General features: G+C 69.6%; 24 protein-coding genes and 4 tRNA genes. 21 read left to right on the forward strand and 7 right to left on the reverse strand.

Translation table 11 applies throughout. The annotated features are described in order from the left end of the window. Positions 1–2: 2 nt before the first annotated feature. From ABKA17_RS00065 to ABKA17_RS00080, 4 genes are all read left to right on the forward strand, one after another. Positions 3–1,577: an NADH-quinone oxidoreductase subunit M gene (locus ABKA17_RS00065; RefSeq protein ID WP_353689715.1), complete on the forward strand. Its 1,575-nt coding sequence runs from the start codon at positions 3–5 to the stop codon at positions 1,575–1,577. A 26-nt stretch (positions 1,578–1,603) separates the two neighbouring features. Beyond that, complete coding sequence (locus tag ABKA17_RS00070; RefSeq protein ID WP_353690732.1) at positions 1,604–3,127, forward strand: NADH-quinone oxidoreductase subunit N; 1,524 nt, start codon at positions 1,604–1,606, stop codon at positions 3,125–3,127. 185 nt (positions 3,128–3,312) lie between these two features. Beyond that, positions 3,313–4,176, forward strand: a complete 864-nt coding sequence (gene htpX / locus ABKA17_RS00075; RefSeq protein ID WP_353689716.1) for a zinc metalloprotease HtpX — start codon at positions 3,313–3,315, stop codon at positions 4,174–4,176. After that, positions 4,173–4,568, forward strand: a complete 396-nt coding sequence (locus ABKA17_RS00080; RefSeq protein ID WP_266823342.1) for a YccF domain-containing protein — start codon at positions 4,173–4,175, stop codon at positions 4,566–4,568. Before htpX ends, ABKA17_RS00080 begins: the two co-directional genes overlap by 4 nt. A gap of 182 nt (positions 4,569–4,750) precedes the next feature. Here the strand turns inward: ABKA17_RS00080 and ABKA17_RS00085 are convergent, their stop codons facing one another. Next, complete coding sequence (locus ABKA17_RS00085; RefSeq protein ID WP_353689717.1) at positions 4,751–6,001, reverse strand: APC family permease; 1,251 nt, start codon at positions 5,999–6,001, stop codon at positions 4,751–4,753. A 191-nt stretch (positions 6,002–6,192) separates the two neighbouring features. On the opposite strand from ABKA17_RS00085, the gene ABKA17_RS00090 reads away from it, so the two are divergent. Beyond that, positions 6,193–6,459, forward strand: coding sequence for a GlsB/YeaQ/YmgE family stress response membrane protein (locus ABKA17_RS00090; protein WP_353689718.1), 267 nt, complete (start codon positions 6,193–6,195; stop codon positions 6,457–6,459). A 116-nt stretch (positions 6,460–6,575) separates the two neighbouring features. Here ABKA17_RS00090 and ABKA17_RS00095 read toward each other — a convergent pair whose 3' ends face one another. Then, complete coding sequence (locus ABKA17_RS00095) at positions 6,576–7,064, reverse strand: YajQ family cyclic di-GMP-binding protein (RefSeq protein WP_353689719.1); 489 nt, start codon at positions 7,062–7,064, stop codon at positions 6,576–6,578. A gap of 223 nt (positions 7,065–7,287) precedes the next feature. Between ABKA17_RS00095 and ABKA17_RS00100 the strand changes: the two genes are divergently transcribed. Further along, positions 7,288–7,369, forward strand: a tRNA-Tyr gene (locus ABKA17_RS00100). 285 nt (positions 7,370–7,654) lie between these two features. Then, positions 7,655–7,867, forward strand: coding sequence for a hypothetical protein (locus ABKA17_RS00105; protein WP_353689720.1), 213 nt, complete (start codon positions 7,655–7,657; stop codon positions 7,865–7,867). A gap of 104 nt (positions 7,868–7,971) precedes the next feature. Here the strand turns inward: ABKA17_RS00105 and ABKA17_RS00110 are convergent, their stop codons facing one another. The 3 genes from ABKA17_RS00110 to ABKA17_RS00120 form a co-directional block, all read right to left on the reverse strand. Further along, positions 7,972–8,361 (reverse strand): nuclear transport factor 2 family protein, encoded by a 390-nt coding sequence (locus tag ABKA17_RS00110; protein ID WP_353689721.1) that lies wholly within the window; start codon positions 8,359–8,361, stop codon positions 7,972–7,974. Position 8,362: 1 nt separating this feature from the next. Beyond that, entirely contained in the window at positions 8,363–9,019 is a 657-nt protein-coding gene (locus ABKA17_RS00115; protein ID WP_353689722.1) for an SDR family oxidoreductase, read from the reverse strand. A gap of 276 nt (positions 9,020–9,295) precedes the next feature. Beyond that, positions 9,296–10,552 carry an amidohydrolase family protein gene (locus ABKA17_RS00120; protein ID WP_353689723.1) on the reverse strand — a complete coding sequence of 419 codons (1,257 nt, stop codon included), beginning with the start codon at positions 10,550–10,552 and terminating at the stop codon, positions 9,296–9,298. 307 nt (positions 10,553–10,859) lie between these two features. Here ABKA17_RS00120 and ABKA17_RS00125 point away from each other — a divergent pair. From ABKA17_RS00125 to ABKA17_RS00165, 9 genes are all read left to right on the forward strand, one after another. Beyond that, positions 10,860–10,932 (forward strand) — tRNA-Thr (locus ABKA17_RS00125). A 46-nt stretch (positions 10,933–10,978) separates the two neighbouring features. Continuing rightward, positions 10,979–11,051 (forward strand) — tRNA-Met (locus tag ABKA17_RS00130). A 90-nt stretch (positions 11,052–11,141) separates the two neighbouring features. Then, positions 11,142–11,306 carry a 50S ribosomal protein L33 gene (gene rpmG / locus ABKA17_RS00135; RefSeq protein WP_003948671.1) on the forward strand — a complete coding sequence of 55 codons (165 nt, stop codon included), beginning with the start codon at positions 11,142–11,144 and terminating at the stop codon, positions 11,304–11,306. A 120-nt stretch (positions 11,307–11,426) separates the two neighbouring features. Then, complete coding sequence (locus ABKA17_RS00140) at positions 11,427–11,879, forward strand: FAS1-like dehydratase domain-containing protein (RefSeq protein ID WP_353689724.1); 453 nt, start codon at positions 11,427–11,429, stop codon at positions 11,877–11,879. 8 nt (positions 11,880–11,887) lie between these two features. Continuing rightward, the gene (locus ABKA17_RS00145; RefSeq protein ID WP_353690733.1) at positions 11,888–12,316 is read left to right on the forward strand and encodes a MaoC family dehydratase; all 429 of its coding nucleotides are present in this window, start codon (positions 11,888–11,890) and stop codon (positions 12,314–12,316) included. A gap of 136 nt (positions 12,317–12,452) precedes the next feature. Then, a complete protein-coding gene (locus ABKA17_RS00150; RefSeq protein ID WP_353689725.1) occupies positions 12,453–13,022 on the forward strand; it encodes a TetR/AcrR family transcriptional regulator in 570 nt (189 codons plus the stop codon). 80 nt (positions 13,023–13,102) lie between these two features. Further along, the gene (locus ABKA17_RS00155; RefSeq protein ID WP_353689726.1) at positions 13,103–14,557 is read left to right on the forward strand and encodes an MFS transporter; all 1,455 of its coding nucleotides are present in this window, start codon (positions 13,103–13,105) and stop codon (positions 14,555–14,557) included. Positions 14,558–15,458: 901 nt separating this feature from the next. After that, positions 15,459–16,514 (forward strand): UDP-N-acetylmuramate dehydrogenase, encoded by a 1,056-nt coding sequence (locus ABKA17_RS00160; protein WP_502994089.1) that lies wholly within the window; start codon positions 15,459–15,461, stop codon positions 16,512–16,514. A 75-nt stretch (positions 16,515–16,589) separates the two neighbouring features. Then, a complete protein-coding gene (locus ABKA17_RS00165; RefSeq protein WP_353689727.1) occupies positions 16,590–17,261 on the forward strand; it encodes a hypothetical protein in 672 nt (223 codons plus the stop codon). Here ABKA17_RS00165 and ABKA17_RS00170 read toward each other — a convergent pair. Together ABKA17_RS00170 and ABKA17_RS00175 are read right to left on the reverse strand one after the other, a co-directional pair. Then, positions 17,242–18,282 carry an adenosine deaminase gene (locus tag ABKA17_RS00170; RefSeq protein WP_353689728.1) on the reverse strand — a complete coding sequence of 347 codons (1,041 nt, stop codon included), beginning with the start codon at positions 18,280–18,282 and terminating at the stop codon, positions 17,242–17,244. The genes ABKA17_RS00165 and ABKA17_RS00170 overlap by 20 nt on opposite strands. A gap of 121 nt (positions 18,283–18,403) precedes the next feature. Next, positions 18,404–19,630 carry a pyridoxal phosphate-dependent aminotransferase gene (locus ABKA17_RS00175; protein WP_353689729.1) on the reverse strand — a complete coding sequence of 409 codons (1,227 nt, stop codon included), beginning with the start codon at positions 19,628–19,630 and terminating at the stop codon, positions 18,404–18,406. A gap of 285 nt (positions 19,631–19,915) precedes the next feature. Between ABKA17_RS00175 and ABKA17_RS00180 the strand changes: the two genes are divergently transcribed. The 5 genes from ABKA17_RS00180 (at position 19,916) to rplA (ending at position 22,734) form a co-directional block, all read left to right on the forward strand. Then, positions 19,916–19,988: transfer RNA gene (locus tag ABKA17_RS00180), tRNA-Trp, on the forward strand. 106 nt (positions 19,989–20,094) lie between these two features. After that, the gene (gene secE / locus ABKA17_RS00185; RefSeq protein WP_353689730.1) at positions 20,095–20,376 is read left to right on the forward strand and encodes a preprotein translocase subunit SecE; all 282 of its coding nucleotides are present in this window, start codon (positions 20,095–20,097) and stop codon (positions 20,374–20,376) included. A gap of 81 nt (positions 20,377–20,457) precedes the next feature. Beyond that, on the forward strand, positions 20,458–21,318 hold the full coding sequence (gene nusG / locus ABKA17_RS00190; protein WP_353689731.1) for a transcription termination/antitermination protein NusG: 861 nt from the start codon (positions 20,458–20,460) through the stop codon (positions 21,316–21,318). 168 nt (positions 21,319–21,486) lie between these two features. Then, positions 21,487–21,921, forward strand: a complete 435-nt coding sequence (gene rplK, locus ABKA17_RS00195; protein ID WP_353689732.1) for a 50S ribosomal protein L11 — start codon at positions 21,487–21,489, stop codon at positions 21,919–21,921. A gap of 81 nt (positions 21,922–22,002) precedes the next feature. Beyond that, positions 22,003–22,734 carry a 50S ribosomal protein L1 gene (rplA, locus tag ABKA17_RS00200; protein ID WP_353689733.1) on the forward strand — a complete coding sequence of 244 codons (732 nt, stop codon included), beginning with the start codon at positions 22,003–22,005 and terminating at the stop codon, positions 22,732–22,734. The last annotated feature ends 77 nt before the right edge of the window (positions 22,735–22,811 follow it).

Raw genomic sequence — 22,811 nt, forward strand, 5'->3', positions numbered from 1 at the left:
GCGTGATCGATATCAACGAGTCCGTGATGCAGTTCCTTCTGGCGTTCGTCGTCGTCGGCCCGCTTCTCGGCGCCGTCGCCGCCCTCCTGCCGGCCCCGCCCGGGCTGAAGGGGAAGTCACCCGAGCAGGCAGTGCTCCGGCACGGCGTCACCGTGACCGGCGCGATCCTCATCGCCGCGATCGTCCTCACGCTCGGCTTCGACCACGACCACCCGTCGAAGATGCAGGCCACGACCGACATCAGCTGGATCCCCGCACTCGACGTGCGGATCCACCTCGGTATCGACGGCATCTCCCTCCCCCTTCTGGTCCTGACCGCGCTGCTGACCTTCCTCTGCGCGCTCTACTCCTACTTCAAGATGCCTGCGGGGCCGACCCCGAAGGCCTTCGTCGCACTGCTGCTCGTCCTCGAGTCCGGCACCCTCGCGACCTTCGCCGTCCTCGATCTGCTGCTGTTCTTCCTCGCGTTCGAGATGGTGCTCATCCCGATGTACTTCCTCATCGCCCGCTGGGGCGGCGAGGGCAGGACGCAGGCCGCCTGGCGGTTCATCCTCTACACGCTGCTCGGTTCGGTCGTCATGCTGCTCGGCCTGCTCCTGATCGGGATCAAGGCGGGCACATTCGACATGGTGGCACTCGCCACTGACAACGGCCGGTCGCTGACCACATCCGTGCAGGTCATCGCGGTATTGGCGATCGGGATCGGGCTCGCGGTGAAGACCCCGATGTGGCCCCTGCACAGCTGGCTGCCCGACGCCCACACCGCCGCCCCGACCGTCGGCTCGGTCCTGCTGGCCGGCGTCATGCTGAAGATGGGTACGTACGGGTTCGTCCGGATCCTCCTTCCCATCGCGCCGGACGGTTTCCGCGACTTCGCGCCCTACCTCGCCGCCTTCGCCGTCGTCGGGATCATCTACGGATCCCTGGCCTGCCTGGCCCTCGCCAAGCAGGGCGCGAAGGGCGACCTCAAGCGCCTGATCGCCTACTCCTCCGTCGGCCACATGGGCTTCGTCCTGCTCGGCATCGCCACGATGACCCCGACCGGCGTGAACGGCGCCCTGTTCGCCAACATCGCCCACGGCCTCATCACCGGCCTGCTGTTCTTCCTGGTCGGCGCGTTGAAGGACCGCACAGGCAGCACCGACCTCGACGCCCTCGCCGAGCAGACCGGCGCCGCCCTGTACGGCAAGGCCCCGCGCCTCGGCGGCCTGCTCGCGTTCGCCGCCGTCGCCTCCCTCGGCCTGCCGGGCCTCGCCGGGTTCTGGGGCGAGATGCTGGCACTGTTCGGCGCGTTCGACCCCGCGGACGGCCTCAGCCGCCCGGCGTTCCTGACCTTCATGGCGATCGCGGCCTTCGGCACCCTCCTCACCGCCGCCTACCTCCTCGCCGTGGTCCGCCGCGTCTGCATGGGCGCCGTACCCCAGGACGCCCCGAAGCTCGCCGACGTCCACACGTACGAATTCGCGGCCTGGTCCCCGCTCGTCGCCCTCACCGTCGTAGCCGGCCTGTGGCCGAAGGCCCTCCTGGGGCTGACCGACCCGGCCGTGCAGCAGCTCCTTGCAGGAGGCACCCGATGAGCTCCCTGGCCGCAGTGGCCCAGCCGCTGGCCTCTTCGGCCCAGCCGCTCGCCGCGAACCTCGTCCAGTCCGTCGACTGGCTCGCCATCGCACCGCCCACCATCGCGGCGGTCGTGGGCCTCGTCGTCCTCGTCGCGGACCTGTTCGTCGGCGACGACAAGAAGGCGCTGCTCGGGTGGTCGTCGGTCGCGGGCCTGGCCGCCTCGACGCTCATGCTCCTGCCCCTTCTCGACGGCGACCGCGCCACGTTCTGCCTGACCGGCGACCCGGACGTGTGCAGCTATACGGCGGACCGCTTCACCCTCGTCCTCCAGCTCCTGGTCCTCGGGGGAGCGTTGCTGGTGGCCCTTCTGTCGGTCACCGCCCTCAAGGACGCCGACAAGGGACTCCCCGAAGGGGAGTACTGGTTCCTGCTGCTCTCCTCCGCGGCCGGCGCCGCGCTCCTGCCCGCCTCTCGCGACCTGGCGACCCTGATCGTCGCCCTGGAGGTCGCCTCGCTGCCCGCCTTCGCCCTCGTCGGCCTGCGCCAAGGCGACCGCAAGTCCTCCGAAGCGGCCCTGAAGTTCTTCCTGTCCTCGGTCACCGCGACGGCCGTCAGCCTTATGGGCGTCAGCTTCGTGTACGCCTCCACAGGCACCCTCTACCTCACCCAGATCGCCGACCGGATCCAGCACGTCGACGGCCAGCTCCACACCCTCGCCCAGACCGGCGTCGTCCTCACCCTCGTAGGCTTCGCCTTCAAGACGGCCGCCGTGCCCTTCCACTTCTGGGTCCCGGACACCTACGTGGGCGCCCCCCTCCCGATCGCCGCCTACCTGTCGGTCGTCGGCAAGGCGGTCGGCTTCTCCGGCCTGATCCTCGTCACGGTCGTCGCCCTCCCGTCGTACGCCGACGTCTGGGGCCCGGCACTGGCCGCGCTGGCCGCCCTCACGATGACCGTCGGCAACGTCGGCGCCCTGCGACAGCAGCCCACGCGCGCGTACAGCGCGGTACGCCTGCTCGCCTGGTCCTCCGTCGGCCAGGCCGGCTACCTCCTGGTGCCGATCGCAGCCGCCGCGTACTCCGACGACGCCGAACGCTCCATCGGCTCCACCGTCGCCTACGCCCTCATGTACGCCGCCGTGAACCTCGGCGCCTTCGCGGTGGCCGCACTGGTGGGCCGTACGAGAGCCCTCAACCGCCTCACCGACTACCGCGGCCTGTACGCCTCGAACCCGCTGGCCGCTCTTCTCCTGGCCTTCTTCCTGCTCTGCCTCGCCGGACTGCCGCCAGGCATCATCGGCCTCTTCGCGAAGGTCACCGTCTTCTCCGCGGCTGTCGACGCGGGCCTCGGCTGGCTCGCCGTGGTCATGGCCGTCAACGTGGTGATCGCGCTGTTCTACTACCTCCAGTGGACGGCGCTGCTGTTCCGCGCCCCCGAGGGCGAACCCGTACAGCACCGGATCCCCGCCCCGCTGACCGCCGCGATCGCACTGTCCGGTGTCCTCGGCATCGCCCTCTCCGGCGCGCCCCAGCTGGTCCTGCGCTTCGCCGACACCGGACTCTTCTGAACCCACGACCGGCGAACTTCCGAGCCCTCACCCGGACGGCGCACACCGGCCCCCGCACGCACAAGGGAACTAGCTGCTCCCGCCTGGCGTTGACCAGAACAGGAGGGTCCACTGGTGGTGACACCAGAAGGACCGCAGATCAGCAAGCAAAGGGTTCCCCTGCTGCACGACTTGGAGGGCGTACCGTGCACCGCCGGCACAACGGGCTCAGGACCGCAGTACTCCTCGGGGGACTGTCCGCACTCATCATCGTCATCGGCAGCTTCTTCGGCCGTATGGGGCTCGTCGTCGCGGTCCTGATCGCCGTGGGGACCAACGCGTACGCGTACTGGAACAGCGACAAACTGGCGCTACGCGCGATGCGCGCCCGTCCGGTCAGCGAGTTCGAGGCACCCGCGCTCTACCGCATGGTCCGCGAGCTCTCCACCCAGGCCCGCCAGCCCATGCCACGCCTGTACATCTCGCCGACGGAGGCACCGAACGCGTTCGCGACCGGCCGCAACCCGCGCAACGCCGCCGTGTGCTGTACCGAGGGCATCATGCGCATCCTCGACGAGCGCGAACTGCGCGGTGTCATCGGCCACGAGCTCAGCCACGTCTACAACCGCGACATCCTGATCTCGTCTGTCGCCGGCGCCCTCGCCTCCGTGATCATGTTCCTCGTCAACTTCGCCTGGCTGATCCCCATCGGCCGCTCCAACGACGACGACGGCCCCGGCATCCTCGGCATGCTGCTCATCATGATCCTGGGCCCGCTCGCCGCGAGCCTCATCCAGCTGGCCATCAGCCGCTCCCGGGAGTACGAGGCGGACGCGTCCGGCGCCCAACTCACCGGCGACCCCCTGGCCCTGGCCAGCGCGCTGCGCAAGCTGGAGACGGGCACCAAGCAGCTCCCGCTGCCCCCGGAGCCGCGTATCGAGACCGCGAGCCACATGATGATCGCTAACCCGTTCCGTCCGGGGCAGGGATTCTCGAAGATGTTCTCCACGCACCCGCCGATGGCGGAACGCATCGCACGCCTTGAGAAGATGGCAGGTCGCCACCAGTGAAAACCATCCTGAACGTCATATGGCTCGTCCTGAGCGGCTTCTGGCTGTTCCTCGGCTATCTGCTCGCCGGGGTACTGCTGTGCATCACGATCATCGGTATCCCGTTCGGCATCGCGGCCTTCCGTATCGGCGTCTACGCCCTGTGGCCCTTCGGGTACACGACGGTCGAACGCCGCGATGCGGGCGCCCCCTCCTGTGTCGGCAACGTCCTGTGGCTGGTCCTCGCGGGCTGGTGGCTGGCCCTGGCCCACATCGTCACCGGCATCGCCCTGTGCGTCACGATCATCGGTATCCCGTTCGGCATCGCCAACTTCAAGCTGATCCCGGTGTCGCTGCTCCCGCTGGGCCGCGAAATCGTCTCCACCGACCAGCCGTTCTCGTCGCGCTGGTAGGCCAGGGTTTTCCACAGCCCGGAGCTTGTCCACAGGTCCGCCCGACTGTCAGTGGCGACCTGCATCATGACCTCATGACCGCGAACGGGCCCGCCGAGCCCGGCATTCGCGCCCGCACAGTCTGACGGGACTCGGCGTACGTGCGGGGGAGGGCCGACACCCCTTCCCTCGCCGTACGCCGCCTACCGCGCAGCCATCCACCGTCGTACGCCGTACGCCAGCACACCCACCACCAGCACACCCGCGCCCACCGCCACCGAGACCCCCGGCAGCGCGAACGCCAGCACCACGCACCCGAGAAGCCCGACCACCGGCACCGCCCGGGCCGCGGGAGCCGAATCGAGCGTCCAGGCCGCGGCGTTGGCCACCGCGTAGTACGCCAGCACACCGAAGGAGGAGAACCCGATCGCGCCCCGCACGTCCACCGTGGCGGCGAGGACCGCGACGACCGCGCCCACGGCCAGTTCAGCCCGGTGCGGCACCTGGAAACGCGGATGCACGGCCGCCAGCGCGCCCGGCAGATGCCGGTCACGGGCCATGGCCAGCGTCGTCCGCGAAACCCCCAGGATCAGCGCGAGCAACGAACCCAGCGCGGCCACGGCGGCACCCACCCGCACCACCGGCGCCAACCCCGGCACGCCCGCGGCTCGTACGGCATCGGTCAGCGGGGCGCCGGCCTGCCCCAGACTCTCCGCACCCAGCACGGAAAGGACAGCCACCGCCACACACACGTACACGCCCAGCGCGATGCCGAGAGCGAGCGGGATCGCGCGCGGGATGGTGCGTGCGGGATCCCGTACCTCTTCCCCGAGGGTCGCGATCCGCGCGTACCCGGCGAACGCGAAGAACAACAGACCGGCGGCCTGGAGCACCCCGCCCAGGCCACCCGAGGCCTCACTGTCCAGTCGCCCGGCCTCGGACGCCCCCGAGCCCAGACACACGACCACCACGGATGCGAGGACCGCCAGCACGACCGCCACGATCGCCCGGGTCAACCAGGCGGACTTCTGGACACCGCCGTAGTTCACCGCGGTCAGCGCCACGACGGCCGCGACGGCCACGGCGTGCGCCTGATCCGGCCAGATGTACGCGCCCACGGTGAGCGCCATCGCCGCACAGGAGGCCGTCTTCCCGACCACGAACGACCAGCCCGCCAGATAACCCCAGAACGGACCGAGCCGCTCGCGCCCGTACACATACGTGCCGCCGGAGGCCGGATAGAGCGCGGCCAGCCGTGCCGAGGAGGTGGCGTTGCAGTAGGCGACCACGGCGGCCACCGCGAGCCCGAGCAGCAGCCCGGACCCGGCCGCGCGCGCGGCGGGCGCCAGGGCGGCGAAGATGCCCGCCCCGACCATCGAGCCCAGCCCGATGACCACGGCGTCTCCCACACCCAAGGTGCGTCGCAGCTCGGGGGCAGAGCTGGAAGGTGTCATGAGCCGCACCCTACTGATCGGTGCAACCGACCGGTGGCCTCGTGACGTCCTCCACATCAACACGGCACCAACAGTGCTGCCGCGGGTAGACGAAAATGCTCCACGCACAACCCGCCGGCGCACAGCCCGTCCGGACCGAGATCACATCTCCGGGACAGCGTGGGCACAGCGCGGAAGGGCAGGTTCAGGGCATGAGCATCATCGGTTGGATCATCCTGGGGCTTCTGGCCGGGGCCATCGCCAAGTTCCTGCTGCCGGGCCGCGACCCGGGCGGCTTCATCGGCACGACCGTCATCGGCATCACGGGCGCGTTCATCGGCGGCTGGATATCGGCCCGTTGGCTGGACCACCCGGTCACCAAAAACTTCTACGACGGAACCACCTGGGCGGCCGCCATCGGAGGCTCACTCGTCCTCCTGATCGGCTACCGCATCCTGTTCGGCAACTCGCGCAACTGAGCACACCCCCGAACCGCAGCCAGCAGGCGAGAAGGGTGGGCACCGGCCAGGTGCCCACCCTTCCTCGTGCGGAGTGGAGCCAGAGCGCACTCAGCGCCGCGTGAACGAACCGCGGACTACCGGTAGTTCACGAACTGAACGGCGAAGTCGAAGTCCTTGCCCTTGAGCAGGGCGATGACGGCCTGGAGGTCGTCACGGCTCTTGGAACTCACGCGCAGTTCGTCGCCCTGCACCTGGGCCTTCACGCCCTTGGGACCCTCGTCGCGAATGATCTTCGCCACCTTCTTCGCGTTGTCCTGGGAGATGCCCTCCTCGATCGACGCGAAGATCTTGTATTCCTTGCCGGACAGCTGCGGCTCACCGGCGTCCAGCGCCTTCAGCGAGATCCCGCGCTTGATCAGCTTGGACTGGAAGACGTCGAGGACAGCGTTCACCCGGTCCTCGGAGTTCGCCTCCATCAGGATCTTGTCACCGGACCACGAGATCGAGGCGCCCACGCCCTTGAAGTCGTAGCGCTGGGAGATCTCCTTGGCGGCCTGGTTGAGGGCGTTGTCGACCTCCTGCCGCTCGACCTTCGAGACGATGTCGAAACTGGAGTCGGCCATGTCCTGTGGCTCCTTGTATCGGGTGCGTGTCGGGCTGCGTATCGGCGTACGTGGGGGCTCGCCGAGCCCGGCGTAGACCCCGGGCCGCATCCGCACAAGCCTAGCCACCCCGCGCCCCCCGAGCGCTGATCAATCGGGTGGCGAAGCACCCCTCCCCATCGGGTATTGTTTACGTCGTTGCCACAGAGCACCGCCGAAAGACGGTTCGAAGGGCAGCAACCCAGGCGGTGTGCCCGAGCGGCCAAAGGGAGCAGACTGTAAATCTGCCGGCTCAGCCTTCCCAGGTTCGAATCCTGGCGCCGCCACACTGGGGAAGACCCCCTCCGAACTGCGGAAACGCAGAACGGAGGGGGTCTCTTCGTGTTCCGGGGTGTGTTCGGGGCGGCTGCCGAGGCGGTGACTTGTCTCTCATGCTGTCGTTCCGCGCAGAGAGGCCGGGCGCCTTCGGATGGGTTCATCCCACTACCCTGACGTGCTTCGCCCCCGACGGCCCCTGGACGCCTTCAGACACCCCCGATTGAGTACGCCGAACCCCGTCCGCCACCCGTCTGACGCGCACGTCACAAGCTCGTACGGGGCACACTGACCACATGTCCACCCGCCGCAGGAACTGTCCTGAATGCCGCCGCGAGATCGCCGTCGTCGCCGGTCGTTTCGCGCGCCACGACCCGCCCGGCGCCCGTGAGAACGGCGAGCTCACTTCCTGCCCCGGCTCCCGCAGCCAGGCCCAACTGGGCGCGGCCCAACCGTCGTTGGACGGCTATGTGGTTCCGGAGATCCCGGGCCAGATGCCCCTTTTCTGAAACGCGATCAGAGCCGCGCGCTCCGCACCGCGCTCCGAGCCGCACACCGCATCGCGGCCGACCCGGCTCCGCACCGCGTCCAAGCCCTGCCCGAACCGTTGCTCCTACACCCCAGCTCGCACATCCATGCGGGCCACCAGCCCGTCCCCGCCGAAGCGGTACACGTGCTCGACCGTCTCAACCGCCCAGTGATCGACGCCGGCGTCGTCCCGCATCCCTTGCCGCACGGTCGCCACCACCGCCTCGCCGTCTCCGTCCCCGTCGAGCCGCAGCCCTTCCAGGCGTACGAGGGGATGTCCGGCCGCGAACTGCCGTGCCCAGTACGCCCGTACCGCCGCGCGCCCGTGCAGTCGGGTTCCTTCCAGGACGTTCGGCCAGTCCACGTCCGGGGTCAGACAGTGCGGTACGAAGGCGTCCCGGTCGTCGGTGGAGAAGACCTCGTACATCTGCCGCAGCAGTTCCTCACGCGCGGCCGGTACCCCCTCGGCACTCACCTCAGTTCCCGGCCACGGCCTTCACCGCCACCGACACCGGAGTCGACCCGCCGACCAGCTCCAGGGTCAGGCCGGCCGTCGCCGGGGTGTCCAGCAACTCCGCCACCACGGCGGCCACGTCGTCGCGCGTGACCGGACCACGACCCGTGTGCGCCTCCAGGCGTACGAGTCCGGTGCCGGCGTCGTTCGTCAGCGCGCCGGGCCGCAGGATCGTCCAGTCCAGGGCGTCCTGGCCGCGGACGTACTCGTCGGCCTCGCCCTTGGCGCGCTGGTAGACGTCGAAGATGTCGTCGCCCTGGTGCTTCGGATCGGCGCCCATCGACGACACGACCACATGCCGCCGTACGCCGGCCCGGACCGCCGCCTTCGCGAACAGCACCGCCGCGCCCTTGTCCACCGTGTCCTTGCGGGCCGCGCCGCTGCCCGGACCCGCGCCCGCCGCGAAGACCGCCGCGTCGGCGCCCTGAAGATGGGCCGCGACTTCCTCGACCGAGGCCGACTCCAGATCCAGGAGCACCGGTTCGGCACCGGCCTCCCGCAGGTCGTCGCCCTGCTCGGCTTTGCGGATGATTCCCGCGACCTCGTGCCCGCGCGCGGCGAGCAGCCGCTCCAGCCGCAACGCGATCTGACCATGACCACCAGCGATGACAATGCGCATGCCTTCGACCGTACGCCCGGACGACCGCATCCGCCGCACGACTTGAGCCACGTCTCAGAGGGCGCGACCAGGCCACCGGGCAACGGGAGCGGCGCCCCCGAGCGCGAATGCAAGAGCCACGCGCCCCCGCGCTCAGGTCCTGATCACGCACCCCCGGCGCGCAAAATCATCCCCATCATCCGCACTCCCTGGCGCCGAAACCTCACCACACGCCCCACGCACTCACCACGCCGATGCGCGCCCCACGCTCCACCCCACCTCACCCACCCCACCCCGTCACGACAACTTCCCCCGCCCCTGCCGCGGCAGCCCCAACTCCACAGCCACCGCCGAGTCGCAGAACTCCCGCACCGCGCTCGTCCGGGCCACCACACGCCCCCGGTGCACGACGATCCGGCTGTACGCGAGCGACAGCGCCCCCGCCAGCCGATCCCCGCGCACCGCCAGCAACTCGGCCGGAAATCCCGCCTCCACGCGCACCTCGGGCAACCCCAGCACGGCCCGCGCGGAGGCGCTCACCGCGTCGTAGGCGTCCTCGGGGCGCAGGCCGTAGCGCGAGGCCAGCAGATAGGCCGCCTCCAGCGGGTCTCCGCGTCCCACCGGGTTCGACACGTCCCGTAGCGCGCCGCTGCCGGCTGCCACCCGTACCCCGGCCGCCCGCAGCAGCCGTACCGGAGCCGTGCCGCGCCGCTCCACGCCCCCGCAGCCGCCCTGCGGCAGGCAGACCACGGTCACCCCGGCCGCGGCGAGCTGGTCGGCGGTGCGGGAGGCGATCTCCGTGGGCAGCCGGCCCAGCGAGCCGCACGGGCCCAGGGTCACTCCGGGGCGCAGTCCGCCGGCCATCGCCGCGAGCCGGGCGAGCCGGGCCGGGTCCGCGGCGTCGGTGTGCAGATCGACCGGGCAGCCGTGCTCGGCGGCGACGTCCAGCACCGCCTGCACATAGCCCGTCGGATCGGGGTCGAGGTCGGGGCAGCCGCCGATCACCGAGGCGCCCATCTTCACGGCGTCCCGCAGCATCGCGAGCCCCTCCGCCCCGGCCGCCCCGGTCAGTACCCGGGGCATGGCCACCGTGGTCAGCTCGGTGAGCCCACGCAGCGACCGCCGTGCCTGGAGTACGGCGGCCAGTGCGCCCAATCCCTGGACGTCGCCCACGCGTACGTGTGCCCGCAGCGCGGTGGCCCCGTGTCCGAGCTGGAGCAGTGCCGTCTCCGTCGCCCGGCGCTGGACGTCCTGGGGGTCGTAGGAGACCGGGCCGCCCTCGTCGGCCGACAGTGCCGTGTCGCCGTGGATGTGCGGTTCGACCGGTGCCGGAAGCAGCAGATAGCCGCCGAGGTCCACCCGTGCGCCGCACGCGCGCGTGCCCTCCGCCGCCAGACTGCCCGCCGTGCCGACCGCCTCGATGCGCCCGCCGCCCAGCCGTACGTCCACGGTCCGGCCGTCCGTCAGCCGTGCCCCGCACAGCAGGAGTGAGGTGGTGTCGGCCGGGCCCGGGGAGGACGACGAGTGAGGTGGCTGCGGCTGACTGTCGGGCATCGCACTCCAGGGGCTCAAGGCTCGTGGCTGGGGGCTGCGCACGAGGGACGCAAGATCACGCAGAGTGAGTCGAGCCTAGGGTGGTGATCCGCTCGCGGCGGGGAGGAGCGCAATAGTCGTACCGGTGCGGTTCGTCGTACGAGAGAGGCAGCAGGGGCCGGTGGGAGAAGCACCGGACAGACCACCTGACAGACCACCTGACAGACCGCTGGACAGGCCTCCGATGGAGCCTCCTGACGGGCCGCGGACGGGGCCCGGAAACGGATTTGGGTGAACGGCTGCCGAGCGTGTAATGTCTTCATCGCTCGCCCCAATAGCTCAGTCGGTAGAGCGTCTCCATGGTAAGGAGAAGGTCTACGGTTCGATTCCGTATTGGGGCTCTGGTGTGAGAGGTTCCCGCCGCAAGGTGGGAACTGATCGCATCACAGCGGTGTAGCTCAGTCGGTAGAGCAAGCGGCTCATAATCGCTGTGTCACCGGTTCAAGTCCGGTCACCGCTACTGACAGTAGCCGATTGTGGGGTCGGTCCTTCGATCGGCTACTCTTCTTTGCGTTAAATCAGTCCTATCCGTTCGTCAAGGAGCACTCCTGTGGCTGCCACCGACGTCCGCCCGAAGATCACGCTGGCCTGCGTGGAGTGCAAGGAGCGGAACTACATCACCAAGAAGAACCGGCGTAACAACCCGGACCGACTGGAGATGAAGAAGCACTGCCCGCGTTGCAACGCGCACACCGCGCACCGCGAAACGCGATAAATCAGGCTCGTACGCGAGGCCGTCCCCTGTACTCCAGGGGGCGGCCTCGCGTCGTTCATGAGCCGATACCGGCCAGTACCAGCGATCAGCCAGTACCAGCGATCAGGAGGTGCCGAGCCCATGGCGCTCGACCAGTCCTTCGTGGGGCGGACCTACCCGCCCACCGACCCCTATGAGGTGGGCCGGGAGAAGATCCGCGAGTTCGCGGAGGCCGTGGGGGACGCCAACCCGGCGTACACCGACCCGGACGCCGCCAAGGCGCTCGGTCACCCCGATGTGATCGCCCCGCCGACCTTCGTCTTCGCGATCACCTTCAAGGCCGCCGGGCAGGTCGTCGCGGACCCGCAACTGGGTCTGGACTACAGCCGTGTGGTGCACGGCGACCAGAAGTTCGCCTACACCCGCCCCGTCCGCGCGGGCGACCGCCTCACGGTCACCTCGACCATCGAGGCGATCAAGTCCCTCGCGGGCAACGACATCGTGGACATCCGCGGCGAGGTCCACGACGAGGCCGGCGATCACGTGGTGACGGCACTGACGAAGCTGGTCGCGCGCGCGGCAGAGGGGGCGTGAGAAAGAACATGACGGCGAAGATCGCTTACGACGACGTCGAGATCGGCACCGAACTGCCGACCCAGACCTTTCCCGTGACCCGCGCCACCCTCGTCCAGTACGCGGGAGCCTCGGGGGACTTCAACCCGATCCACTGGAACGAGAAGTTCGCCAAGGAGGTCGGGCTGCCGGACGTCATCGCGCACGGCATGTTCACCATGGCCGAGGCGATCCGTGTGGTGACCGACTGGGTCGGCGACCCGGGGGCCGTCGCCGAGTACGGCGTCCGTTTCACCAAGCCCGTCGTCGTCCCGAACGACGACCAGGGCGCCGTCATCGAGGTCAGCGGCAAGGTCGCCGCCAAGCTCGACGACAACACGGTCCGCGTGGACCTCACGGCGACCAGCGCCGGTCAGAAGGTGCTGGGCATGTCCCGAGCGGTCGTACGCCTGGCCTGACCTGCGGGTGAAGCAGGGGGCGCTCTCCATGGCGGGGCGCCCCTTACCTGTGCCTTTACCTTGTCCCCATTCCCGGTTCCGCACCGACCCCGCCGCACCCCTTGCAAAGTTAGTGATTGAGTACTAACTTCGTCTCATGGTCAGGATGAGCGCGGAGGAGCGGCGCGAGAGCGTCATCCGTGCGGCGACGAGCGAGTTCGCCCGCGGCGGGTACCACGGCACGTCGACCGAGGCGATCGCCAAGCGGGTCGGCGTCTCGCAGCCGTATCTCTTCCGGCTCTTCCCGAGCAAGAAGGCGATCTTCCTCGCCGCGTCGGCGCGGTGCATGGAGGACACCATCCGCACCTTCGCGGAGGCCTCCGAGGGCCTTCAGGGTGAGGAAGCGCTGCATGCCATGGCGAACGCGTACACCAAGGTCATCGCGGAGCATCCCGAGCGGCTGCTGATGCAGATGCAGACGTACGTCGCCGTGGGCGCCGCCGAGGAGGAGGGCGACCACGAGTTCGGGGTGGCGGTGCGGGACGGCTGGATGCGGCTGTGGGACACGGTCCATCTGCCGCTGGGCGCCGACGCCAACGAGACCACGGTCTTCCTGGCGTTCGGGATGCTCATCAACTGCCTGGTCGCGATGGGGTTCCCGCCCGAGCATCGGGTGTGGGAGGGGATGTATCCGTCGGCGCGGCTCAAGGGCCGACTGGAGAAGTGAGCGGGATGGGCGTCGTAGGCGCCTTTTCATGAGCGCAAAAGTTAGTGATCAATAACTATCTACAAGGCTCTGGGGGAGCGATGTCACAGCAAGCCGTACAACACGAGACCTCACGCGGGGGAGCCGTCTGGGCTCTCGTCATCACCAGCGTCGCCGGATTCATGGCGGCCCTCGACAACCTCGTCGTCACCACCGCGCTGCCCTCCATCCGCGAGGACCTCGGCGGCGGACTGCACGACCTGGAGTGGACGGTCAGCGCCTACACGCTCACCTTCGCGGTCCTGCTGATGTTCGGCGCGGCCCTGGGTGACCGCTTCGGCCGTCGCAGGCTCTTCCTCGTCGGACTGACGGTCTTCACGGGGGCGTCCGCCGCCGCGGCGCTGGCCCCCGGCATCGACAGCCTGATCGCGGCCCGCGCGGTGCAGGGCGTGGGCGCGGCCATCATGATGCCGCTCACCCTCACCCTGCTCACGGCAGCCGTCCCCGCGGCCAAGCGCGGGTTGGCGTACGGCATCTGGGGTGCCGTCAACGGGCTCGCGGTGGCCTCCGGACCGCTGATCGGCGGCAGCCTCACCGAGCACATCTCCTGGCAGTGGATCTTCTGGCTGAACGTTCCGCTCGGCGTGGCCCTGCTGCCCCTCGCCCGTCTGCGCCTCGCGGAGTCCTACGGCACCGGCGCGCCCCTCGACATCCCCGGCACCCTGCTCGCCAGCGGCGGCCTCTTCGGCATCGTCTACGGCCTGGTGCGCGGTCCGGCGGACGGCTGGACGGACAACCTGGTCCTGACGTCCCTGTTCGCCGGGGCGGCTCTCCTTGTCGGCTTCGTCATCTACAGCACCCGTGCCAAGAACCCGATGCTGCCGATGCGGCTGTTCCGTTCCCGTGCCTTCGCCGGGATCAACGCGGCCAGCCTGCTGATGTTCCTCGGCATGTTCGGCTCGATCTTCCTGCTCAGCCAGTACATGCAGGGTGTGCTCGGCTACTCGCCCACCGAGGCGGGGCTGCGGATGCTGCCGTGGACCGGTATGCCGATGCTGGTCGCCCCGGTCGCGGGCATCCTCTCGGACCGCATCGGTGGCCGTCCGGTCGTCGCGGCGGGCCTCTTCTTCCAGGCGGCGGGCCTCGCCTACCTGGCCTCCGTCATCACGGTGGACGCCTCCTACTCCGTCCAGCTGCCCGGTCTGATCATCAGCGGCATCGGCATGGGGCTCTTCTTCGCCCCCGCCTCCAACCTGGTCATGTCCAGTGTCCGGGGGTCCGAGCAGGGCATCGCGTCCGGTGCGAACAACGCCCTCCGTGAGGTCGGTGGCGCGCTCGGTATCGCGATCATGGGCTCCATCTTCTCGGCGCAGGGCGGTTACGAGACGGGCCAGACCTTCGTGGACGGCCTCCAGCCCGCGCTCGTGACCGGTGCGGCGGTGGTCGCCCTCGCGGGAGTCGCGGCCCTTGTGATCCCGTCGAGGCGTTCCGTGAGTCTCGCGGTGCGTACGCCTTCGCAGGAGCCGGCCCCGACACTGGAGAGCGTGTCCGGCTGACCCCACCCCCTGAGACGGCTCCGCCTGCGAGGGCGGGGCCGTCCCGCATGTGCGCCGGCGCCGTGGCGGACCCCGGACGACTTTCGCCCCCGCCGCCCCTACCCGTTCCCATCCTCCAGGGGCTGCCGCCCCTTCGACCCCGCCTCCCAGGGGGCTCCGCCCCCTGGACCCCCGACGGCCCTGAAGGGGCCTTGTCCTCAAACGCCGGACGGGCTGAGATGCCTGGACCGGCGTATAGAGGCGCGGCCCCTGGCGGGTGGGTGGGGGATCGGGATGGGAAGACTTCTGCCTCGGACGCTGGAGGGGCTGAGATTGCCTGGGCCCGCGTTGAGGGGCGCGGCCCCTGGCGGGTGGGTGGGGGATCGGGATGGGAAGACTTCGGCCTCGGACGCTGGACGGGCTGGGATTGCCTGGACCGGCGTATAGAGGCGCGGCCCCCGGCGGGTGGGTGGGGGATCGGGACGGGAATACCTCGGCCCCGGACGCTGGACGGGCCGAAGGACAGCTGGCCGGCGTCGAGGGGCGCGGCCCCCTGCCCGGGTGGGCGTGGGATCGGGACGGCAAGACCTCGGCCTCAAACTCCGGGCGGGCTGAGATCGCGCGGACCGGCGTTGAAGGCGCCCTGGCCCCCGCTGCCGCCCTATCCCCAGGTGGGACGCACCCGCACCGGCGCAACGGCGAGCAGGGGACGTATCGGGGGGTGTCCGCCCGCAGTGTCGGGCGTCCGACCGACAGCACAGCCCAGGCGAAACAGTTGCGCCCGACCGAGGACGGACACCCCCCGGTGCGGCACCGACTCACGACGAACCGTGGTGCGCGACGCGAGCCCCCACCCGACCCGCGCGGGCCGCCGCAGGCATCCACCCCACCACCGTCAGAGACGTCTCGTACCCTTGAGCCCGTGCAGGAACGACACGACGCCCCCCTCGCCCCGCTGACCACCTTCCGCCTGGGCGGCCCCGCCACCCGCCTGGTCACCGCGACCACGGACGCCGAGGTGATCGCAGCCGTCCGCGAGGCCGACGACAGCGGCACCCCCCTCCTGCTCATCGGCGGCGGCTCGAACCTCGTCATCGGCGACAAGGGATTCGACGGCACCGCACTCGTGATCGCCACCAAGGGCGTAGAGCTCGACGGCACCCGCCTGGAACTCGCCGCCGGCGAGGTCTGGACCGACGCCGTCGCCCGCACCGTCGCCGCCGGACTCGCCGGCGTCGAATGCCTCGCCGGCATCCCCGGCTCCGCGGGCGCCACCCCCATCCAGAACGTCGGCGCCTACGGCCAGGAGGTCTCCTCCACGATCACCGAGGTGATCGCCTACGACCGCCGAACCCACGAAACGGTCACCATCCCCAACGCCGACTGCGCCTTCTCCTACCGCCACAGCCGTTTCAAGGCCGACCCCGAGCGCTACGTCGTCCTCCGCGTCCGCTTCGAGCTGGAAGACGCCGACGGCCTCTCCGCGCCCCTCAAGTATGCCGAGACCGCCCGCGCCCTCGGCGTGGAACCCGGCGACCGCGTCCCCCTCGCCGCCGCCCGCGAGGCCGTACTGAAGCTGCGTTCCGGCAAGGGCATGGTCCTGGACCCCGAGGACCACGACACCTGGTCGGCGGGCTCCTTCTTCACCAACCCGATCCTCACCGACGAGCAGTTCACCGCGTTCCACGCGCGCGTGAAGGCCCACCTCGGCGAGGACACCACGCCCCCCGCCTACCCGGCGGGCGAGGGCCACACCAAGACCTCCGCGGCCTGGCTCATCGACAAGGCGGGCTTCACCAAGGGCTACGGCACCGGCCGCGCCCGTATCTCCACCAAGCACACCCTCGCCCTCACCAACCGTGGCGAGGCCACCACCGAGGACCTCCTCGACCTCGCCCGCGAGGTCGTCGCCGGTGTCCGCGAGACCTTCGGCATCACGCTGGTCAACGAGCCGGTGACGGTCGGCGTCAGCCTGTAGTCCGGTCCCGGGTCCCGAATTTCCGTTGCGGAGCAGGCCACCCGACCCCGACCCTCGTCCCATGAGGAACCCCGTATGCAGCTGAGGCTGCGTCAGTTCAGGCCCAGGACCGGGCCGCACGAGCACCGTGTCGTCCAGCCCCGGCAACCGCTGCGCCATACCTCGCTGAGCGCTCCCGATCCCATCGGCCTGCTGCTCGGCGACCACGACGGCCTCAACCGGCTGGCCGGACTGTTCTCCTTCGCCGCCTACTCCCGCCACACGATCGTCCATGTCCCCCTGCGTGACGGAGTCCCGGCCGACGAGGGATGGGGTGAGCGGGTCGACCTCGTCCTGGCCCACCACAGTCTCGGCATGCGCGCCAGCCAGTGGCCCGAGCTGCGCCGGAAGCTCACTCACGGCACCCCCTTGACCGTACGCACCGATGAGGCCCGCACCGTGCGGGACGCGGAGTCCTGGCGGGCTCGCCAGTCGTACGCGAACGCGAGGGAGGACCTGCGGCACACCACCCACGCCCGGACGTTCTTCCTGTTCGGCACCAGGGACGTCTTCGCCCAGACGGCCACCGAGTTCGCCTACGCGGCCGGCTGGGGGCCGCGACAGAAGCGGGTCGCCGAGGGGCACATGGCGTTCATGACGGCCTTCACCCTGGCCGAGCCGCCCAACAGCGGCGGGCACCCCCTGGAAGTGGACATCTGCTACAAGGCGTATCCGCCCTACGCCCACTTCAAGCGGCCGGGCGAGTGAGCCATTCGTCCACCCCGGCCAGCAGCTGCGCCTTGACGCCCTCCGGCGCCGCCGAGGCTCGCAGCGACTGCCGCGCCAGCTCCGCCAACTCCTGGTCCGTGAAGCCGTGGTGCTGGCGGGCGAGCTCGTACTGGGCGGCCAGCCGTGATCCGAAGAGCAGCGGGTCGTCGGCGCCGAGCGCCATCGGGACGCCCGCCTCGAACAACGTCCGCAGCGGCACGTCCTCCGGCTTCTCGTACACGCCCAGCGCCACGTTCGACGCCGGGCACACCTCACACGTGATTCCCCGGTCGGCGAGCCGCTTCAGCAGCCGGGGGTCCTCCGCGGCCCGTACCCCGTGCCCGATCCGGTGCGCGTCCAGGTCGTCGAGACAGTCCCGCACCGAGGACGGCCCGGTCAGCTCCCCGCCGTGCGGCGCCGACAGCAGCCCGCCCTCCCGCGCGATGGCGAACGCCCGGTCGAAGTCCCGGGCCATGCCCCGCCGCTCGTCGTTGGACAGCCCGAACCCGACGACCCCCCGGTCCGCGTACCGCACGGCGAGCCGCGCCAGTGTCCGCGCGTCCAGCGGATGCTTCATCCGGTTCGCCGCCACCAGCACCCGCATCCCGAGCCCGGTCTCCCGCGAGGTCGTCTCCACGGCATCGAGGATGATCTCCAGCGCAGGGATCAGACCGCCCAGACGGGGGGCGTACGACGTCGGGTCGACCTGGATCTCCAGCCACCGCGAGCCGTCGCGCACATCCTCCTCCGCGGCCTCCCGCACCAGCCGCTGGATGTCCTCGGGCCGCCTCAGACACGACCGCGCGGCGTCGTACAGCCGCTGGAACCGGAACCAGCCCCGCTCGTCCGTGGCCCGCAGCCTCGGCGGCTCCCCGCTGGTCAGCGCCTCGGTCAGGGCGTCGGGCAGCCGTACGCCGTACTTGTCGGCCAGTTCCAGAACCGTCCCCGGGCGCATCGACCCGGTGAAGTGCAGGTGCAGATGGGCTTTCGGCAGCTCAGAGACATCACGTACACGCTCCATTCCAGGATCCTGCCGTACGTCACTGCCGTCCCGGTAGCGCTTTCCCCGAACGTGGTCTTGCTCGCACGCAAACACGAAGCGGGCCGCCTCCCGAAGGAGACGGCCCGCGCGACACACAGGGTCAGTCCGTGGCCTCGGCCAGCAGCTTCTGGATCCGCGAGACACCCTCGACGAGGTCCTCGTCACCCAGCGCGTACGACAGCCGCAGATAGCCCGGCGTGCCGAACGCCTCGCCCGGGACGACCGCGACCTCGGCCTCCTCCAGGATCAGCGCGGCCAGCTCGACCGTGTCCTGCGGGCGCTTGCCGCGGATCTCCTTGCCGAGCAGGCCCTTGACCGACGGGTACGCGTAGAACGCGCCCTCGGGCTCCGGGCAGAGCACGCCGTCGATCTCGTTGAGCATCCGCACGATGGTCTTGCGGCGCCGGTCGAAGGCCTCCTTCATCTTCTCCACGGCCGACAGGTCACCGGAGACCGCGGCCAGCGCGGCCACCTGGGCCACGTTGGAGACGTTGGACGTGGCGTGCGACTGGAGGTTCGTCGCGGCCTTGACCACGTCCTTCGGGCCGATGACCCAGCCCACGCGCCAGCCGGTCATCGCGTACGTCTTCGCGACACCGTTGACCACGATGGTCTTGTCGGCCAGCTCGGGGACGACCACCGGCAGGGAGTGGAACTCCGCGTCCCCGTACACCAGGTGCTCGTAGATCTCGTCGGTCAGGACCCACAGGCCCTTCTCGAGAGCCCAGCGGCCGATCTCCTCGATCTGCGCGCGGGTGTAGACGGCGCCGGTCGGGTTGGAGGGGGAGACGAAGAGCAGGACCTTGGTGTTCTCCGTGCGGGCCGCCTCCAGCTGCTCCACGGTGACGCGGTAGCCGGTGGTCTCGTCCGCGACGACGTCGACCGGGACACCGCCGGCCAGGCGGATCGACTCCGGGTACGTCGTCCAGTACGGGGCCGGGACGATGACCTCGTCGCCCGGGTCGAGGATCGCGGCGAAGGCCTCGTAGATGGCCTGCTTGCCGCCGTTGGTGACGAGGACCTGGCTCGCCTCGACCTCGTAGCCGGAGTCGCGCAGCGTCTTCGCGGCGATCGCGGCCTTCAGCTCGGGCAGACCACCGGCCGGCGTGTAGCGGTGGTACTTCGGGTTCGAGCAGGCCTCGATGGCGGCCTGGACGATGTAGTCCGGGGTCGGGAAGTCGGGCTCACCGGCGCCGAAGCCGATCACCGGACGCCCGGCGGCCTTGAGGGCCTTGGCCTTGGCGTCCACGGCGAGGGTGGCGGACTCGGAGATCGCGCCGACTCGGGCGGAGACCCGGCGCTCGGTGGGAGGGGTTGCAGCGCTCATGGGGCCCATCGTTCCAGACCGGAAACGCCACCGGCACACGGGTTTCACAGACTGAACAGCGGCTGAACATCCGTCCGGATCCGCGCTGTGGCCTGGGTGATCTTCGGCTGCCACCCGGCCGGCCCCAGGACGATCTTCGGTTCACAAGGCCCCTACGGGCGCTTTCTGTTCGACGGAGGGCTTCGAAGCACGTACACTCTCACCTCGTTGGCCTCACAGCGGCCGCACTCATCCGGTGCACACCGAGCACCCGGGCGAATGCGGTACGTTTGGGGAGAACCACAAAGGGTCGTAGCTCAATTGGTAGAGCACCGGTCTCCAAAACCGGCGGTTGGGGGTTCAAGTCCCTCCGGCCCTGCTACACACACCGCCAGGATGTGTGCGCATGTACGTACAGGTAATGCATCGCCGTGCGGCTCAGACCGGGCGCGGCACGGCCACGACCCGGGAACAGGTGAGGACGAATGGCGGACGCCGTGGGCTCCATCGATACGCCTGATGCCCAGGATGAGGCACCGTCGAAGAAGGCCCGCAAGGGTGGCAAGCGTGCCAAGAAGGGCCCGCTGAAGCGCCTCGCGCTCTTCTACCGGCAGATCGTCGCCGAACTTCGCAAGGTCGTCTGGCCGTCGCGCAGTCAGCTGACGACCTACACGACCGTGGTGATCGTCTTCGTGGTCGTCATGATCGGCCTGGTCACCGTGATTGACTATGGACTGGCCCACGCTGCCAAGTACGTCTTCGGCTGAGCGAAATCGCGAAGGGCGCCGTGGTTACCGGCGCCCCTTTCGCATGTTCCACCCCTATGTATCCAGGAAGAAGCAGCCACCGTGTCTGACCAGAACCTGAACGACGCCATCGAGCCGGACGAGTCCGTGGAGGACGAGCTCGACATCATCGAAGGCGCGGACGAGGACCTGGACGAGGTCGAGGCTGCCGACGCCGAGGCCGGCGAGCCCGCCGAGGAAGCCGCTCTCCACGTCGAGGACGAGGACGCCGAGGACGAGTCCGGCGGCGACGTCGAGGCCGTCGAGGACGAGGAAGCCGACGCCGAGGAGGAGCCGGCCGAGCCGGTCGACCCCGTCGTCGCCCTGCGCGAGGAACTGCGCACCCTCCCCGGCGAGTGGTACGTCATCCACACCTACGCCGGTTACGAGAACCGCGTGAAGACCAACCTCGAGCAGCGTGCCGTCTCGCTGAACGTCGAGGACTTCATCTTCCAGGCCGAGGTGCCGCAGGAAGAGGTCGCCCAGATCAAGAACGGCGAGCGCAAGACGATCCGTCAGAACAAGCTCCCCGGCTACGTGCTGGTGCGCATGGACCTGACGAACGAGTCCTGGGGCGTCGTCCGCAACACGCCCGGCGTCACCGGCTTCGTGGGCAACGCCTACGACCCGTACCCGCTGACCCTGGACGAGATCGTCAAGATGCTCGCCCCGGAGGCCGAGGAGAAGGCCGCCCGTGAGGCCGCCGAGGCCGAGGGCAAGCCGGCTCCGCAGCGCAAGGTCGAGGTCCAGGTGCTGGACTTCGAGGTCGGCGACTCGGTCACCGTCACCGACGGCCCGTTCGCCACGCTGCAGGCCACGATCAACGAGATCAACGCCGACTCGAAGAAGGTCAAGGGCCTCGTCGAGATCTTCGGCCGCGAGACGCCGGTCGAGCTTTCGTTCGACCAGATCCAGAAGAACTGAGGTTCTTCGGACCGCACGCTTCCGACCAGGTCAGACGGGCTGTCAAAGCTTGTCTGACCTGCTCGGTTTTTAGCCGCACACCTATACCCGTTATCGTTGTGCGGTATGCCTGCATCCGGGACGCGACCCGGGCGTGGGCACACCTCGATTGAAAGGACCCGGAGAGTAATGCCTCCCAAGAAGAAGAAGGTCACGGGGCTCATCAAGCTCCAGATCCAGGCCGGTGCCGCCAACCCGGCTCCGCCGGTCGGCCCCGCGCTGGGTCAGCACGGCGTCAACATCATGGAGTTCTGCAAGGCGTACAACGCCGCGACCGAGTCGCAGCGTGGCTGGGTGATCCCGGTGGAGATCACGGTCTACGAGGACCGTTCCTTCACCTTCGTCACCAAGACGCCGCCGGCCGCCAAGATGATCCTCAAGGCCGCGGGCATCGAGAAGGGCTCCGGCGAGCCGCACAAGACCAAGGTCGCCAAGATCACCGAGGCGCAGGTCCGCGAGATCGCCACGACCAAGCTCCCCGACCTCAACGCCAACGACCTGGACGCCGCCGCGAAGATCATCGCCGGTACCGCGCGTTCCATGGGCGTCGTCGTCGAGGGCTGAGCCCCACCACCCGTACACCAGCAGAAGTGGAAGGGCCGGCTCGGCCCCGACCACGACTCCTAAGAATCACCAGGAGAAGCAGTGAGCAAGCGCAGCAAGGCTCTCAAGGCTGCGGACGCCAAGATCGACCGGGAGAAGCTCTACGCCCCGCTCGAGGCCGTCCGTCTCGCCAAGGAGACCTCCACGACCAAGTTCGACGGCACCGTCGAGGTCGCCTTCCGTCTGGGTGTAGACCCGCGCAAGGCCGACCAGATGGTCCGTGGCACCGTGAACCTTCCGCACGGCACCGGTAAGACCGCCCGGGTCCTGGTCTTCGCGACCGGTGACCGTGCTGCGGCCGCGGAAGCCGCGGGCGCCGACATCGTCGGCTCCGACGAACTGATCGCCGAGATCGCGGCGGGCAACCGCCTCAACGAGTTCGACGCCGTCGTCGCCACCCCGGACCTCATGGGCAAGGTCGGCCGCCTCGGCCGTGTGCTCGGTCCGCGTGGCCTGATGCCGAACCCGAAGACCGGCACTGTGACCCCGGACGTGGCCAAGGCCGTGACCGAGATCAAGGGCGGCAAGATCGAGTTCCGCGTCGACAAGCACTCGAACCTGCACTTCATCATCGGCAAGACGTCCTTCGAGGACACCAAGCTGGTGGAGAACTACGGCGCCGCGCTGGAGGAGATCCTCCGTCTGAAGCCGTCCGCCGCCAAGGGCCGCTACATCAAGAAGGCCGCGGTCAGCACCACCATGGGCCCGGGCATCCAGCTCGACCCGAACCGCACCCGCAACCTCCTCGTCGAGGAGGACCCGGCCGCGGTCTGAGCCTGAGCGCTCACCGAAGTCAGGTCACGGGCCCCGCAACCTTCACGGTGCGGGGCCCGTCCCCATTTCCGGGTACG

Source organism: Streptomyces sp. RG80, assembly GCF_040446465.1.
GTDB lineage: Bacteria > Actinomycetota > Actinomycetes > Streptomycetales > Streptomycetaceae > Streptomyces.